A 15,553-nucleotide genomic window follows, 5' to 3' on the forward strand; every position below is an offset into this window, starting at 1 on the left:
TTCAATTACATTTTGTAAATTGCGATTCTATGAACTTGTACCCTATAAATGCTGGTAATTTTAAACTAGATGGTGGCGCTATGTTTGGCGTTGTACCAAAATCTTTGTGGTCCCGAACCAATCCAGCAGATTCAAATAACATGATTGATATTGCGGCGCGTTGTTTATTAGTTGAAGACGGCAACCGTTTGATTTTAATTGATACTGGCATGGGCGATAAACAGAGTGATAAATTCTTTGGATACTATTATCTATGGGGTGACGACACCATAGATAAATCACTAGCGCGCCACGGTTTCACTAAAGATGATATAACAGATGTGTTTATGACACATCTGCATTTTGATCATTGTGGCGGTAGTATTCAGTGGAATAAAAACAAAACGATTCTCGAACCTGCTTTTAAAAATGCGCGGTTTTGGAGCAATAAAGACCATTGGAAATGGGCCACACAACCAAACAGAAGAGAAAAAGCATCTTTTTTAAAAGAAAATATCTTGCCTATGGAGGAGTCTGGTCAATTAAAATTTATTGGCCTTCCTGAAATTGACTTACTGGAGAATTCAGAACTAGGCTTTGATGTTTTTTATGCTAATGGACATACAGACAAACAAATGATACCTATGATACGTTTTAAAGGGAAAACTATTTGTTTCATGGCAGATCTTTTACCAACAGCTGGCCATTTGCCTATACCTTTTGTAATGGGTTATGACACAAGGCCATTACTAACACTAGATGAGAAAGAAAAATTTCTGAATATGGCTGCGGATAACAACTATTATCTTTTCTTGGAACATGATGCTCACAATGAAATTATTACTGTGCAACATACCGAAAAAGGCGTAAGATTAAAAGAAATTTATACGTGTAACGAGATTTTTAATTAAAATATATGAATTTAAGTAAGAAACTATTTGGAATTATTTTATTGGTGTCTGCGCTATTTTTTGGTTGTGGCGGTACTGCCGATATATTATCAACACCTGTTGAAAACATTGATACCTCACCTCTTAAGGTTACCGAATTAACCGAGGCCGAGAAGAAAAATTGGGGTCATTTAGACTTAGAAAGGGATACAATTCCTGGTATGGCAGTAGATAGGGCGTATTCTGAAATAATTAAAGGCAAAAAGGGTAAAAAAGTTATCGTTGCTGTTATCGATTCGGGAATAGATATTGATCACGAAGACTTAGACGAGGTAATTTGGACAAATAAAGACGAGATTCCTAACAATGGTAAAGACGACGATAATAACGGTTATATTGACGATAGACATGGATGGAATTTTTTAGGCGATACGTATAATGAACAATTAGAGTATGTGCGCCTTATTGTTTCTGGAAATACTTCAGACCCGAGGTTTGAAGAAGCAAAGAAACAATACGAAGAAGATTATCAAATGTGGTCCAACAGAAAAATGCAATACGATCAAATCGCACAAGCTGTAAATAATGCCCACACAACCCTAACTAAGCAACTTGGCAAAGAAGATTATACGATCAAAGAAGTTAATGGTATAAAATCAGAAGATCAAAATGTTATTCAAGCAGTACAAATTGCAAATAATATCAATGCTAACGGCCTTACGACGCAGGACGCTAAGGTAGAAATTGATGCGGCGCTTGTAAGCATAAACGAACGCCTTAACTATAATCTAAATAAAAACTTTAAAGGAAGAAAGGTTAATGACGATATCAATGATTTATCTGATACGGGTTATGGTAACGGAAATGTAAAGCCTATGGTAAAAGACGAATCTCACGGTACTCATGTTGCGGGTATAATAGCTGCCGAAAGAAATAACGGAAAAGGCGCTAATGGTGTAGCTAACAATGTTGAAATTATGGCCTTAAGAGTGGTGCCAAATGGTGACGAATACGATAAAGATGTAGCACTTGCCATACGTTATGCGGTTGATAACGGAGCAACAGTAATTAATGGAAGTTTTGGGAAATCATTTTCTCCTTACAGCGAATGGGTAAGAGACGCTATTAAATATGCAGGAAATAATGATGTTGTTTTTGTTCATGCTGCAGGCAATGACAGCAATAATGTTGACGTTAAACCAAATTTTCCAGACGATAATGTAGACTTTGTTGAAGTATCAGATAATTACATAAGAGTGGGTTCATTAACTGAGAAGTACGGCTCAAAAATGGTTTCAAGTTTTTCTAATTATGGTAAAAAGAATGTTGATGTTTTTGCTCCTGGGTCTTCAATTTATTCAACCATGCCGGAAAATGAATACGATTTTAACAGTGGTACGTCGATGGCCGCTCCAGGTGTTGCGGGAATTGCCGCGCTAATTAGATCGCAATACCCAAAATTATCGGCTTCGCAGGTTAAACAGGTAATCGTAGATTCTGGTTTGCCTTTAACAACAAAGGTTGTGGTTGGTGGAGACGCTTCTAATGTTAAACCATTTTCTGAATTGTCAAAATCAGGAAAAATAGCTAATGCATACAACGCATTGATACTAGCTTCAAAAATTAAATAAGCCCTTTTGCGAACTTTAAAAAAGTAACTATTATATGACCTATAGAATAGTTGCTTTTTGATTTATATAGATCTCAAAATAAAGTATTTATGATTGAATCTTAAACAAAGTCTTTATTTAATAGCTCTAAAATACAAATTGGTCTTTGAGACAAAAAAATGAAAAAATGAAAGAATTGCATTTTAAAATTATTGTTATCGCTTTGGTGTTCTCATGTGGGGCAACGGAAAAACCGTTGAAAAACATAGCTAAAGCAAACGCAGGTACTTCATCCTATGGTTACTGGCAACAACATGTAGACTATGATATGGAAATTGATATGGATGTAAATACATATCAATATAAAGGAAAACAGAAGTTGGTCTACACCAATAACTCACCAGATGTACTTAATCGCGTATATTATCATTTGTATTTCAATGCATTTCAACCTGGAAGCGAAATGGATGTACGCTCAAGAACCATTGCTGATCCAAGTGCTAAAATAGGAGATAGAATAAGCAAATTAAACCCAAACGAAATAGGTTACATAAAAGTAAATTCATTAAACCAAAATGGATCTCCACTTAAATATGAAACGGTAGGGACCGTTCTTGAGGTTTCGCTTAACAAACCTATACAGCCTGGCGAAATTGTCACTTTTGATATGGTTTTTGATGCTCAAGTCCCTGTTCAAATACGTCGTTCTGGACGAAATAATAAAGAGGGGGTTACGCTTTCTATGGCACAATGGTATCCTAAACTAGCGGAATATGATGATGAAGGTTGGCATGCAGATCCATATATAGCTAGAGAATTTCATGGTGTGTGGGGTAATTTTGACGTGAAGATTTCTATTGACAAAAACTATGTTGTTGGTGGTACAGGATACTTACAGGGAGAACCAGAAGTAAAAAGTGGTACGAAGATTTATCATTTTAAAGCACCCAAGGTTCACGATTTTACATGGGCTGCAGATCCGGACTTTATCCACGACACTTATCAAGTTCCCAATGGACCGTTATTGCATTTTTACTACAAAAAAACTATGGATCAAGAGTATCTCGATAATTGGAAAAAATTGCAACCAGATACGGCTAAATTAATGCAGTTTTTCAGTGATAATGTTGGTAAATACCCTTACAAACAATACTCAGTAATTCAGGGTGGTGATGGAGGAATGGAATACGCTATGTGTACTTTAATTACCGGTGAACGCAACTATAGAAGTTTACTAGGCGTCACTTCCCACGAAATGGCCCACACTTGGTTTCAGTTTTTGCTTGCCAGCAATGAAGCTAAGCACGAGTGGATGGACGAAGGATTTACAAGTTACATTTCTTCTCTTGCGACAAATTCTTTAAGAGGAAACAATAGCTCAAACCCGTTTGCTAGTTCATATAGAGGTTACATTGGTCTTGCGAAATCTGGTTACGAACAACCGCTAACAACGCATGCTGATCGTTATTCATATAACCAAGTTTATGGTGCCGCGGCTTATAGCAAAGGATCGGTGTTTCTTGCTCAGCTTGGATATGTAATTGGTGAGGAAAATCTTAAAGCAACAATTAAGAGGTATTTTAAGGATTTTGCTTTTAAGCACCCCAAGCCAATGGATATAATCCGTACTGCAGAAAAGATAACTGATTTGGAGCTAGATTGGTATTTAATTGATTTTGCACAAACTACAAATACTATCGATTATGGTATCAAGTCTGTTGAAGGCAACAAAATTGAACTGCAACGAATTGGTTTGATGCCAATGCCAATAGATTTAAGTGTAACATATACCGACGGTTCTGTAGAAGAATTTTACATTCCCTTGCAAATGATGCGTGGCGAAAAACCAACGACGGCAACCATTATAAAGGATTGGCCTTGGGCTATGCCAACTTACACGTTTAACACCAAAAAATCCGTAAAATCTGTTGAGATTGATCCCTCGCAGATGATGGCTGATGTAGAACGAGGAAACAATACATTTGTGATTTCAAAATAATAGAAAGCCTAAAAAACCGCAATTGATAAGTTGGGTTTTTAATACCAGCTTTCGTTCTTATACATCTCCTTTTTGGATACGCGTTCTCTATTGTAAAGTAGCAGGTGGGTTTCGTCTATTTGCTTGTTTCTATAACCAAATAGATGAAATATTGACTTTGCTAAAAACCTAGTGACGGATAAATTAGCTTTCAGAATCCCTTGTTTTTTGTCGTACCAAGTTATTCCTGGTAAAATTGTTAATAAAACATCGGCCTTAATGTCTCTTAGCGAAGTAGATAGTTTAAGAAAGAATCTTGGGATTTTTCTTATTATAAAAAACCCGTCGTTTCCGGAGTTCTGATAAAGTGGCATGAACAATTGCGCGTTAAAATCAGAATAAAGGCGCTTGCCGTTTGACGTTGCTAAAAAAGTCCCCTTCTCTATGTTTTGAAAGCTCTTAAAACCAGGTTTCATCACAAAAATTTCTCTTGGTTGAATATGATGCTTGTAAATAACTTCAAATATTGAGTTTACATTTTTAGAAGCTTCTATGAGAGTTTTTTCATGAATAGTATAATCCCCAAGTTCATTGTTTAATAAATGACCTGTGTGTTTAAGTACCAACGAAACAAATGCAACACAACTCTTTATAGATTGGGGGTCTACATGTTGACCCGCTTCAAAACCCAAGGAAACATATCCCAATTTATTCAAATAACTAAGAAGTGGGCCTTCTAAATACTCTTCAATTCCTAAAACAATTGGCACCGGGAAACACTGAGAAAACTTTCTGTTAATGATCGCATCGTTTATGGTTATAAACGGAAGACTCTTGCTAGAGGTTGTGTGCAGATCTATAAAATATAAAGGTGAAGGTGATTTTTGAAATAATTGCTTTATAAATTCAAAAAGTTCAATCTGTTCTTCCTCTTCTTGTGTGAATTTGGATTTACCTTCAAGAATATCCAGTTTTTGCGTGGTCCACATTCTATTAAGGTCTAATTCTAAAAATCTTTTATTTTCCTTAAGTGCCTTTATATTGCCGTAGACCGCATATATTTCTCCGTTCAGATTGGCCGCATCAACTTTGTTTAATACTTTGTTAAGGGCATCAACACCGGCAAATTCATTGCCGTGTATACCGGCAAAAAAAACAACAGTAGCGCCAGGATATTTTCCTTTTAAATAATGAAAAACTCTTTCTGGTTTGCTCTCAGCTTCTTTATGGGACTTAATTGCTGTTTGCATTTTAAAAATCGCTTGATGTAAGTATTCCTAAAAGCTCTTTTTTTCTTACAACAGGCAAACAGTTTATATCATGGGTTTTCATTAAGTTTTTTGCATCCTCTAAATGGGCTTCTTGTGATATTGTAATTAGATTTCTTGTCATAATGTCCTTCACTCTCAAATGTAAGCTTTTATTGCCTAATTTAATCAAATCTGTCCATGACAATAGACCGGTTAATTCTTTCTTTTTATTTATTACTGGCATATGGTGGATTTTTTTCCAGCGCATTATATTGCTTACCAACTCCAAACTATCATTTTGGTCAACCATTAATGTTTTTGTGTTCATATTGTGTTTTACAATTCTGCTAACATCAATTTTTAAATTATCATCCGGATTGAAAATTCCCCATTTATCAACAGTTTCATCTTTAAATTGATGCTTATACATAAATGCTGTTAAAATTTGTAGCGCTTCAAAATTTGTTTTAGTTTTTTGTAGGTTTCTGAAGTTTTTTATCATCCATTCCGATCCGTTATTTGAATTTACGCGATCCCTTATGATAGAAAGATATTTATCAATATCGGTTTTATTTATGCCCGATTCGGTCAGTCCTGCTCTAGAAATAGGAAGTAATTCTTCTAGAATCAAGGTTCTTGCCGGTACCTGTTTGCCGTTCCATTTAAACTGGGATTCCATACCATTTCTTGCGGCTTTAAAGAAGTTGTTTTTTACATCTCTAAAATCCATTCTATTATGGACAGACTTAAAATGTTCTGGTTGCCCCTTAATTAAACCAACCCAAAACATCATGTTTGCTATCTCATCGGTTAGTGTTGGGCCAGAAGGTATATAACGACATTCTATTCTTAAATGTGGTTTACCGCCACCAACTCCATAACAAACACGATTCCATTTGTAAACCGTTCCATTGTGCAATTGTAATGCTCTTAATTTTGGAATTTCACCATTCTTATATACTTCAAAACTATCATCATGTTCGTCTGAGGTTAGTAAGCTTCTAAATCGAGATATATGATCTCTAAAAATATCGGTTACGCTTCCGCGCTCCCAATCTTCACCAAAACTTACACGAGATTGCTTTTCATGATGAATAAAAGAATTTGCTCTAGTATCAATACTCTGTGTAAACAAAGCTATCCTGGTTTCTGCCCAAAGTTCTCTGCCAAATAATAATGGTGAATTTGTGCAACTCGCCAAAACAGGTCCTGCAATGGCTTGTGCCCAATTGTATTTATCAACAAATTCCGTTGGGCTTATTTGCAAATGCGTCTGAAAACTAGTGTTACAGGCTTCTAGCATTACGCAATTATGCCTTAAGTTTAGTTCATCTATACCTTTTATATGGATATTAAAATTTTCCCTTCTTGAATCCTTTAAAGCCTCATTTAATATATGATACCTTGGTTTATCGGTCATATATTTTTTACTTATGTGCTTTAAGCGTAGTGTTGGTAAAATACCGGTTAATATAATTTTAGAATTCTTCTTCTTTGCTCCTTCAACCGCTTTCTCTAGTAGTTCTTTTAGTCTATTGTGTAATTGAGAGAAACAGTCGCCTTCTAATTTTAAGGGGTTTGAGTTTATTTCCAAGTTATACTTGCCAATCTCTGTAGTAAAGTGTTCATCGCCTATCTCATCCAGAACCTCTATGCTATTGTTATTGGGAAAATAATCTTTAGTTACTAAGCAAAACTCTTGTTCCGCCCCAATTCTTATCGGTCCTTCTTCGATAATTCCTTTTTTAAGCATCATATCCAACACTTCCAAATCTTTTACCAAATGATGGATATATAATGCTTTATCTTTGGGGCTTTTAAGTTGTTTTACATCTAAATGTCCCATAACGAAAGCCAAATATTGATTAATCTATGTAAGTTAGTCGAATTAATAGGCTTAAAACATGATTTTTATCATGGCATATAGCCTGTAACACTAGTAAAAGCTGGTAACAGTACTAATTTTATAGCCTACAATTCTTTAATATGTCATTAAAATACGGTAAAAAAGATAAATTGAAAAGTAAAAAGTTAATTGAACAGCTCTTTGCTGAGGGCGATTCATTGACAGTTTTTCCATTGCGACTAGTTTATTTAAAAACCAATTTTAACGACAATAATAATCTAAAAGCAGGAGTATCTGTGAGTAAAAAACTGCACAAAACTGCAGTTTCTAGAAATAGAATAAAACGTTTAATAAGAGAAGCTTACAGGCTTAATAAGAGCGCTTATTTTAACAATAGTTCAACATCTTATGCGTTAATGATTTTGTACATTGGCAAGAAAGGAACAACTTTTGATGAAATCAATGAAACCATGAAGAAGTTGTTTCAAAAATTTCTTGATAAAACCTTAATTAAATGAAAAATGCCCTAAAAAAAAGAATAATTGTGCCCCTTTTAGCGTCTATACTATTTTTGAGCACAACGGCTTTTAAGAATGACTTTTTCGAAATTGCAAAACAAATAGAAATTTTTACAACTCTATTTAAGGAACTCAACATGAATTATGTTGATGACACTAATCCGGGTGAGCTTATGGATACAGCCATAAAAAGCATGCTAGATAAATTAGATCCCTATACACAGTTTTACAACGAACAAGATGTTGAAGCTTCTCGAATCAATAACGCTGGTGATTATACGGGAATTGGCGCAAAAGTTTTAACCCTTAAGGATAAGTTAGTGATTGTTGAGCCTTATAAAGACTATGCTGCAGACAAGGCGGGTCTTAAAGCGGGTGACGAAATCATAAAAGTTGATAATGTAAGCGTTGCAGACTTTAAGGATGATGCAGCAAATCTATTGCAAGGCGCCGCTGGTACAGAGGTCAATATTACATATAACCGCCAAGGAAAGACAAACACGACAAAGATTATTCGTGAGTCACTAGAAATTAAGGCAGTTCCGCATTACTCTATGGTAGATCAAAAAACCGCTTACATTGTTCTTCGTAAGTTTAATGAAAAAGCTTCTTCTGAGACAATAAGTGCACTAAGAGTATTAAAAAATCAAGGCGCTTCCCAGCTTATTTTAGACCTTAGGGGTAATCCCGGGGGACTTCTAAGTGAGGCTGTAAATGTTACAAATATTTTCGTGCCAAAAAATCAATTGGTTGTTACGACGAAATCTAAGGTTAAGAAATACAACAAGACCTATTATACCAGAAGGGATGCTGTAGATACTGAAATTCCATTAGTTATTTTAATTGATGGCAGAAGTGCATCGGCAAGCGAAATAGTATCGGGAGCCCTTCAAGATATGGATAGAGCCGTAATCGTGGGTACACGGAGTTTTGGAAAAGGATTAGTGCAGCGTCCTAAAGCCCTCACATACGGTACACAAATGAAAATTACGATCTCAAGATATTATACACCATCAGGCCGATGTATACAGGCTCTTGATTACTGGAATAGGGATGAGGACGGGAAAGCAACACGTGTTAAAAAAGAGAATTACAATAGCTTTAAGACCAGAAATGGTAGAGAGGTCTTTGACGGTGGTGGTATAGAACCAGATGTTGAAGTAGAATTTGCAAAAGAATCTGCAATTACAAAAGCAATATTGCTTGATAATTTGGTGTTCAACTATGCAACAAACTATTACTATAACAATTCTGTTGAGAATTTAGATAGTTATTCATTTTCAGATTCAGATTTTAACGACTTCAAAACCTACTTGAAAAATTCTGGGTTTGATTTTGAAACAAAAACCGAACAGGCTTTTAATGATGCCATTACAGTAGCTAAAAACGAAGAACTAGAGGGTTTAATCACTCAAGAGTTTCAAAACTTGTCAAATGCTATTCAGTCGTACAAATCGAGTGCTATAGATGCGAACAAAACACAATTAAAATCCCTATTAACAGACGAAATTATCAAACGTTACTTCTATAGCGAAGGATTATATGAGCATTATACTTCATATAATACAGAAATAAAAAAAGGGTTGAGTATTCTAAATAACCCAAGACAATATGCGAGCATTTTGAGATAAGAAATTAAAATTATTTATATTTAACGTTGTTGAAATTTCCCAATTTCAAGAAACTAATATCAAAATGAGACCCTTAATCATTATACTGTGCTTTTGTTTTCAGCTTTCATTTTCACAGAAAGTACTGAAACATCAGGTCTATTTTGAAACCGATAAATACATCATCCCAGAAACCGAACACAGCAGGTTGCTCCTGTTTTTGTCTGATATAGAAAATCTTGATATTGAGAGGGTTTCTATATATGGGTTTTGTGATGATCGAGGTAGTGATTCTTATAATATGGTGCTTTCTCAACAACGGGCAGACGCCATCAAAGAAGTTTTCTCTAACAATGAATTTGATGAGTCTAAAATTACTAATGTTGATGGTAAAGGTGAAATCTTAGTCAATATTGTGCATGAAGAAAACCTAAGTAAAATCCGTGGTTTAAATCGAAAAGTAGAGATCTTGGTACAACCCTATGATCCACCACGACAAATTGTTGCAAAACCCGCTAAAAGATCGACAGAAGAGAAACTTAAAGGTGAGCTAAAGGAAGGCGATAAAATATTACTTGAAAATATTTTGTTTAAAACAGGATACAGTTATTTGACTAAAGAGTCTAAAATAAGATTAGATAAAATAGCTGACGTTCTGGTAGAACGAAAGGATATTCATTTTACTATTGAAGGCCATGTCTGTTGCACATATGGTACACGTGATGCTATTGATAGAAAGACAAAAAAACGCAATTTATCCGTAGCCAGAGCAAAGACAGTGTATGACTTTTTATCTAAAAGAGGTGTGAGTAGATCTCGCATGAGTTATGTTGGTTTAAAAAGAAAATTTCCACTTGGTGGTGATCCTACATTTGACAGACGTGTAGAAATACAGGTAACACAAATTAATGAAAATTCAAACTAGACTTTTAACATATTAATGTGTGGAATACCGTCCTCTAAGTACTCCTCTCCTACTTCAATAAATCCTAAATTATTATAAAACGTTTTTAAATAGGTCTGAGCAGAAATCCTAATTTTTGAAACCTTGTAGTACAACGAAACAGCTTCTACTGAAGCGTTCATAATTTCATAACCAAATTTTTGCTGTCGAAATTTTTCTTTAACCACTACCCTACCAATACTTGCCTCGGTAAAGTAAATTCCTGGTTTAAAAACTCTAGTATAAGCTACCAAAATTTCATCATTATATCCCAGTACATGTAAGGCGTTTTGATCCTTACCATCTATATCTTGATAGACACAGTCTTGCTCAACTACAAAAACCTCACTTCTTAATTGGAGTAAGTCATATAACTCTTTAGTAGTTAACTCACAAAAAGATAAAATTTTTATGTTCAACATATCTTACTAATCTTGTACAATAACATCTTTAGCATCACATTTTCCATATTCTGGCTGGATATTCATGTGGTTAATCTCGTATTTGTGAAAAATCATCTCTTCAATATCACTTAAAATATTATCAAACTCGGACAAGGTGATATTTTCATTAAAATCTATATGTGCTTCAAGATGAATCTCATCTTCATTGAGTTGCCAAATATGAACATGATGAACATTTTTTACAGCATTAAAAGTTTGAATGTCCCTAACAATAGATTTTACCGAAGTAGAATCTGGTGTGAACAGCATCAATACCTTAAATGAATTTTTTAATAAGTCCCATCCCATTACTATTAGATATATTGCAATTGCTAATGTTAGTACACTGTCAATCCACCAGACTTGATAATATTTCATAAGTAAACCACCTATTAATACAGCTACGCTTGCCATCATATCGGTAAATAAATGCAGATAGGCACTCTTTATATTCATATTATCGTCTGCATTTTTCCTTAATAGTAAAACACTTAGGCCGTTACCTAAAATTGCTATGGCTGATAGCCATATAACCAGATTTGATTCTATCTCCTGCGCATTTGTAAACCGTTCAATGGCTTCAATAATTAATAAAACTGCTATTATTATTAGAGTCGCTGCGTTAATAAAAGCTGCTAAAATTTCTGCCCGTTTATATCCAAAAGTACGTTTTAAAGATGCTTTTTTCTTTACCAGTTTATTTGCAATCCAACTGATTATAAGTGATATAACATCAGTAAAGTTATGAAGTGCATCACTTAATAGCGCTAAACTTCCTGAAATTATTCCTCCAACAACCTGAGCTATGGTTATAACAATATTTAAAAGAATAGAAATGAACAGATTACGACTATTATGATCGTGTTGGTGATGATGGTGTTTATGGGAATGCGAATGGCCCATTTAACATGCTATGGGTATTTTATCTATTCTTCTTTTATGACGCCCACCCTCAAATTTGGTATTTAAAAAAACATCTACCATTTTTATAGTTTGGGGAATAGAAGTGAAACGTGCTGGTATACAAATTATATTGGCATTATTATGTAGTCTTGCTAACTCTGTTATTTCACTATTCCAACAAACAGCAGCTCTTACATTTTTATATTTATTAGCTGTCATACCAACTCCATTAGCAGTGCCGCAAATTAAAATACCAAAATCTACCTTGCCATCATTTACATCAGTAGCAACTGGATGTACAAAATCTGGATAATCAGCACTGTCAGTTGTATCGGTGCCATAATTTTTTATGGTGCATCCTTTACTTTTAAGATATTCTACAATTGCAGATTTATATTCAGGACCTGCATGATCATTACCAATCGAAATAGTCATTTTTTAAGCTATTAAAAATTAAATACAAAGTTACAATTTTTTAAATCCGGTTAATAGTATATGTTATTACATGTTAATAACTGTTTACAAGTATTTAAAAGAAAAATTAGGATTATCTATTAATTTTTTAAAACTAAAATAGAAAATGAAAAACCAAACTTTTTAATCATTTTTTAAAAGGAAGTTATTAATATGGATTATAGATGAAATTAACAGATAATGTAAACAAAAATATCACAAAAATCTATGAACATCTATTATTAACAGCTGTTCATAATTATATGGATTTGCCTATATATCAAGGAATTTCATATTAATTTAATGTTAACTAAAACGTAATAAATTGTAAACTACAATTTCTCAAAACAAAACGCTAAAAAGTTATACTAACTATTAACAAGGTATAATAAACATCATTTTTAATTTTAAAAATTTTAAAAAGAATAATAATAGTGCATTAGGATGTTAATAAGTGGTCTTTTACTTATTTAACCTTATCTAAACACTATTAAATTTTATTAGTGTAATTTTGTACTTAACTTAATAACTTCACTTCCACCTTTATTAAGTTTAAATTGAAGAATTCCTAACACTTTCAGGAAATGAAAATGATTAAAAATTAAATGACAAGAAAGAAAAAAAGGAGGTCTAGAAATAATAAGATTTCCAACCTTACAAATACAATCTTAAGTATATTAAAAAAAGAACGAAATAAAACCTTCAACTATAAACAAATAGCTTCTAAATTAGGGGTTAACGATGCTAGTAGTAGAAATCAGATTATAAAAAAATTGGCTCAACTTAAAGCTAACCAAGAAATAGAAGAGGTAGAACGTGGTAAATTTAAAGCCTTAGTTACGACAGAATACCATACAGGTATTTTAGACCTATCTTCAAAAGGAAACGGTTATGTGATTTGTGATGATTTTGAAGAAGATATCTTTATAGCATCAAATAATATAAACAAAGCTTTAGATGGAGATGAAGTAGAGTTTTATGCCTATCGCAGAAAACACAGGGGTAAACAAGAAGGTGAGATTACTAATATTATAAAGCGCGCTAAAAGCGAGTATGTTGGCACTATTCAAATTCAAGATAAAAAGAACTTTGCCTTTGTAGTAGCAGATTCTGCAAAGATGTATACCGATATTTTTGTACCAATCAATAAAACAAAACGAGCTCAGGATGGGGATAAAGTACTTGTTACATTGACAGATTGGCCTGAAAATGCAAGTTCTCCATATGGAAAGGTAGTTGAAGTTTTAGGTAAACCAGGAGAGCATAGTACAGAAATTCATTCCATTTTAGCAGAGTATGGTTTACCACACGAATTTCCTTATGAGGTAGAAGCCTATGCAAACAAATTAGATACCTCTATCACTCAAGAAGAAATCGCAAAACGACGAGATATGCGTAAAGATTTAACTTTTACCATAGATCCTAAAGACGCTAAAGATTTTGACGACGCACTTTCGTTTAAGGTTTTAGGTAACGGTCTTTATGAGGTAGGAATTCATATTGCTGATGTATCTCATTATGTAAAGCCAGATACGATTTTAGATGAGGAAGCCTATGAACGCGCAACCTCGATTTATCTTGTAGATAGGGTAGTACCTATGTTACCTGAAGTACTCTCCAATGGCGCATGTTCCTTAAGGCCTCATGAGGAGAAATATACATTTTCGGCTGTTTTTAAAATAAATGAAAACTCTGAAATAAAAAACCAATGGTTTGGTAGAACAGTCACTTATTCTGACGCTAGATTTGCCTATGAAGAAGCCCAAGCTGTAATTGAATCTAAATCGAATAAAATACCAACAGAAGTATCCTTAACAGGAGAGGCTTATTATACAGATCAAAAAATTGCAGATGCGATTTTGAAGCTTGATGAACTAGCTAAAAAAATGAGAGTTAGAAGAATGAGATCAGGAGCAATTTCATTCGATAAAGTAGAGGTAAAATTTCATTTAGATGAAGAGGCTAATCCTACAGGTGTTTTCTTTAAAACAAGCAGAGACGCCAATAAACTCATTGAAGAATTTATGCTCCTAGCCAATAAGAAAGTAGCTGAGTTTATTGGGAAACAAAACCCAAAGAAAACCTTCGTTTATCGAGTTCATGACCAACCAGATGATGCAAAATTATCTCAACTGCAAACAGTAGTGGGTCGTTTTGGTCATAAGTTAAATTTTAAGGACAGAAATAGCATAGCATCGTCTTTAAATAAACTTCTTGTAGATGTTGAAGGTAAAAAGGAACAAAACCTTGTAGACACACTTGCCATAAGAACTATGGCCAAAGCGGAATATACTACTCAAAATATTGGACATTACGGCTTGGCTTTTCAATATTATAGCCATTTCACATCGCCTATCAGGCGATATCCAGATGTTATGGCACATCGTTTATTGCAGCACTATCTTGATGGTGGTAAATCAGCAAGCGAAGATATTTATGAAGAGAAATGTAAGCATAGTAGTAATATGGAATATTTGGCCACAAAGGCAGAGAGAGATTCAATAAAGTACATGCAAATTCGTTTTATGCAAGACCATCAAGATGAAGAATTTCGAGGTGTTATTTCTGGCGTTACTGATTGGGGAATTTATGTTGAAATCATTTCTAATAAATGCGAAGGGATGGTTAGTGTTAGAGACATGAAAGACGATACGTATGATTTTGATAAAGACTATTATGCTATGATCGGAAGAAACACACATAATATGTATCAATTAGGTGATGATGTGATTGTTAAAGTGAAAAATACCGATCTTATAAAAAAACACCTGGATTTTTATTTAATAGGTAAGGCGCACGATTAAGATTAATTTAATAAAGAGTTTTAAATATGATTCTTACAACAACAAACTCAATTGAAAATTTTAAAATTGTTGATTATCTTGGTATTGTTACCGGAGTTGCAATGAACGATCAAGTACTTGCGTTGGGTTTTAGCATGTCTAAATATGCCAGAAAGATTCAAGATAGTGTAGATTTAGTAAAAGAAAGAGCCTTTCAAACCCTAACAGAGAATGCAAAAAAACTAAATGCCAATGCGGTAGTTGGTATAAAAGTTGAAATAGAATTAACAACAAGTAATTATGCAATGGTATCCGTAACAGGTACAGCCGTAAAAGTTGCAACATAA

At 33.9% G+C, this 15,553-nt stretch carries 13 protein-coding genes; 8 read left to right on the forward strand and 5 right to left on the reverse strand.

What is annotated here, in order from left to right; translation table 11 throughout:
- Positions 1-29: 29 nt before the first annotated feature.
- From LBU54_RS01535 to LBU54_RS01545, 3 genes are all read left to right on the forward strand, one after another.
- Positions 30-890: an MBL fold metallo-hydrolase gene (locus LBU54_RS01535; protein ID WP_224524612.1), complete on the forward strand. Its 861-nt coding sequence runs from the start codon at positions 30-32 to the stop codon at positions 888-890.
- A gap of 5 nt (positions 891-895) precedes the next feature.
- Entirely contained in the window at positions 896-2,500 is a 1,605-nt protein-coding gene (locus LBU54_RS01540; RefSeq protein ID WP_224524615.1) for a S8 family peptidase, read from the forward strand.
- A gap of 166 nt (positions 2,501-2,666) precedes the next feature.
- Complete coding sequence (locus tag LBU54_RS01545) at positions 2,667-4,478, forward strand: M1 family metallopeptidase (protein ID WP_224524618.1); 1,812 nt, start codon at positions 2,667-2,669, stop codon at positions 4,476-4,478.
- Positions 4,479-4,516: 38 nt separating this feature from the next.
- Here the strand turns inward: LBU54_RS01545 and LBU54_RS01550 are convergent, their stop codons facing one another.
- Both LBU54_RS01550 and LBU54_RS01555 read right to left on the reverse strand, forming a co-directional pair.
- Entirely contained in the window at positions 4,517-5,707 is a 1,191-nt protein-coding gene (locus LBU54_RS01550) for a succinylglutamate desuccinylase/aspartoacylase family protein (protein ID WP_224524621.1), read from the reverse strand.
- Position 5,708: 1 nt separating this feature from the next.
- On the reverse strand, positions 5,709-7,553 hold the full coding sequence (locus LBU54_RS01555) for a CBS domain-containing protein (protein WP_224524625.1): 1,845 nt from the start codon (positions 7,551-7,553) through the stop codon (positions 5,709-5,711).
- Positions 7,554-7,723: 170 nt separating this feature from the next.
- On the opposite strand from LBU54_RS01555, the gene rnpA reads away from it, so the two are divergent.
- The 3 genes from rnpA (at position 7,724) to LBU54_RS01570 (ending at position 10,606) form a co-directional block, all read left to right on the forward strand.
- Positions 7,724-8,071 carry a ribonuclease P protein component gene (gene rnpA, locus LBU54_RS01560; protein WP_317196316.1) on the forward strand — a complete coding sequence of 116 codons (348 nt, stop codon included), beginning with the start codon at positions 7,724-7,726 and terminating at the stop codon, positions 8,069-8,071.
- Complete coding sequence (locus LBU54_RS01565; protein WP_224524631.1) at positions 8,068-9,702, forward strand: S41 family peptidase; 1,635 nt, start codon at positions 8,068-8,070, stop codon at positions 9,700-9,702. The genes rnpA and LBU54_RS01565 overlap by 4 nt, the downstream gene beginning before the upstream one ends.
- Before the next feature lie 64 nt (positions 9,703-9,766).
- Positions 9,767-10,606: an OmpA family protein gene (locus LBU54_RS01570; RefSeq protein WP_224524633.1), complete on the forward strand. Its 840-nt coding sequence runs from the start codon at positions 9,767-9,769 to the stop codon at positions 10,604-10,606.
- Here the strand turns inward: LBU54_RS01570 and LBU54_RS01575 are convergent.
- The 3 genes from LBU54_RS01575 to rpiB are packed head-to-tail and all read right to left on the reverse strand — an operon-like array spanning position 10,603 to position 12,405.
- Positions 10,603-11,046 carry a GNAT family N-acetyltransferase gene (locus LBU54_RS01575; protein WP_224524635.1) on the reverse strand — a complete coding sequence of 148 codons (444 nt, stop codon included), beginning with the start codon at positions 11,044-11,046 and terminating at the stop codon, positions 10,603-10,605. The genes LBU54_RS01570 and LBU54_RS01575 overlap by 4 nt on opposite strands.
- Positions 11,047-11,052: 6 nt before the next feature.
- Positions 11,053-11,970 carry a cation diffusion facilitator family transporter gene (locus LBU54_RS01580; RefSeq protein ID WP_224524637.1) on the reverse strand — a complete coding sequence of 306 codons (918 nt, stop codon included), beginning with the start codon at positions 11,968-11,970 and terminating at the stop codon, positions 11,053-11,055.
- The gene (gene rpiB, locus LBU54_RS01585) at positions 11,971-12,405 is read right to left on the reverse strand and encodes a ribose 5-phosphate isomerase B (protein WP_224524639.1); all 435 of its coding nucleotides are present in this window, start codon (positions 12,403-12,405) and stop codon (positions 11,971-11,973) included. It abuts the gene before it with no gap.
- 623 nt (positions 12,406-13,028) lie between these two features.
- Between rpiB and rnr the strand changes: the two genes are divergently transcribed.
- Both rnr and LBU54_RS01595 read left to right on the forward strand, forming a co-directional pair.
- Positions 13,029-15,227: a ribonuclease R gene (gene rnr / locus LBU54_RS01590; RefSeq protein ID WP_224524641.1), complete on the forward strand. Its 2,199-nt coding sequence runs from the start codon at positions 13,029-13,031 to the stop codon at positions 15,225-15,227.
- 26 nt (positions 15,228-15,253) lie between these two features.
- The gene (locus LBU54_RS01595) at positions 15,254-15,553 is read left to right on the forward strand and encodes a YbjQ family protein (protein WP_224524644.1); all 300 of its coding nucleotides are present in this window, start codon (positions 15,254-15,256) and stop codon (positions 15,551-15,553) included.

Source organism: Winogradskyella alexanderae (genome assembly GCF_020166335.1).
Taxonomy (GTDB): domain Bacteria; phylum Bacteroidota; class Bacteroidia; order Flavobacteriales; family Flavobacteriaceae; genus Winogradskyella; species Winogradskyella alexanderae.

Bases quoted from the DNA above. Each gene is read 5' to 3' on its own strand.
- LBU54_RS01535 (WP_224524612.1), top strand. From the start codon at position 30: ATGAACTTGTACCCTATAAATGCTGGTAATTTTAAACTAGATGGTGGC.
- LBU54_RS01540 (WP_224524615.1), top strand. From the start codon at position 896: ATGAATTTAAGTAAGAAACTATTTGGAATTATTTTATTGGTGTCTGCG.
- LBU54_RS01545 (WP_224524618.1), top strand. From the start codon at position 2,667: ATGAAAGAATTGCATTTTAAAATTATTGTTATCGCTTTGGTGTTCTCA.
- LBU54_RS01550 (WP_224524621.1), bottom strand. From the start codon at position 5,707: ATGCAAACAGCAATTAAGTCCCATAAAGAAGCTGAGAGCAAACCAGAA.
- LBU54_RS01555 (WP_224524625.1), bottom strand. From the start codon at position 7,553: ATGGGACATTTAGATGTAAAACAACTTAAAAGCCCCAAAGATAAAGCA.
- LBU54_RS01565 (WP_224524631.1), top strand. From the start codon at position 8,068: ATGAAAAATGCCCTAAAAAAAAGAATAATTGTGCCCCTTTTAGCGTCT.
- LBU54_RS01570 (WP_224524633.1), top strand. From the start codon at position 9,767: ATGAGACCCTTAATCATTATACTGTGCTTTTGTTTTCAGCTTTCATTT.
- LBU54_RS01575 (WP_224524635.1), bottom strand. From the start codon at position 11,046: ATGTTGAACATAAAAATTTTATCTTTTTGTGAGTTAACTACTAAAGAG.
- LBU54_RS01580 (WP_224524637.1), bottom strand. From the start codon at position 11,970: ATGGGCCATTCGCATTCCCATAAACACCATCATCACCAACACGATCAT.
- rpiB (WP_224524639.1), bottom strand. From the start codon at position 12,405: ATGACTATTTCGATTGGTAATGATCATGCAGGTCCTGAATATAAATCT.
- rnr (WP_224524641.1), top strand. From the start codon at position 13,029: ATGACAAGAAAGAAAAAAAGGAGGTCTAGAAATAATAAGATTTCCAAC.
- LBU54_RS01595 (WP_224524644.1), top strand. From the start codon at position 15,254: ATGATTCTTACAACAACAAACTCAATTGAAAATTTTAAAATTGTTGAT.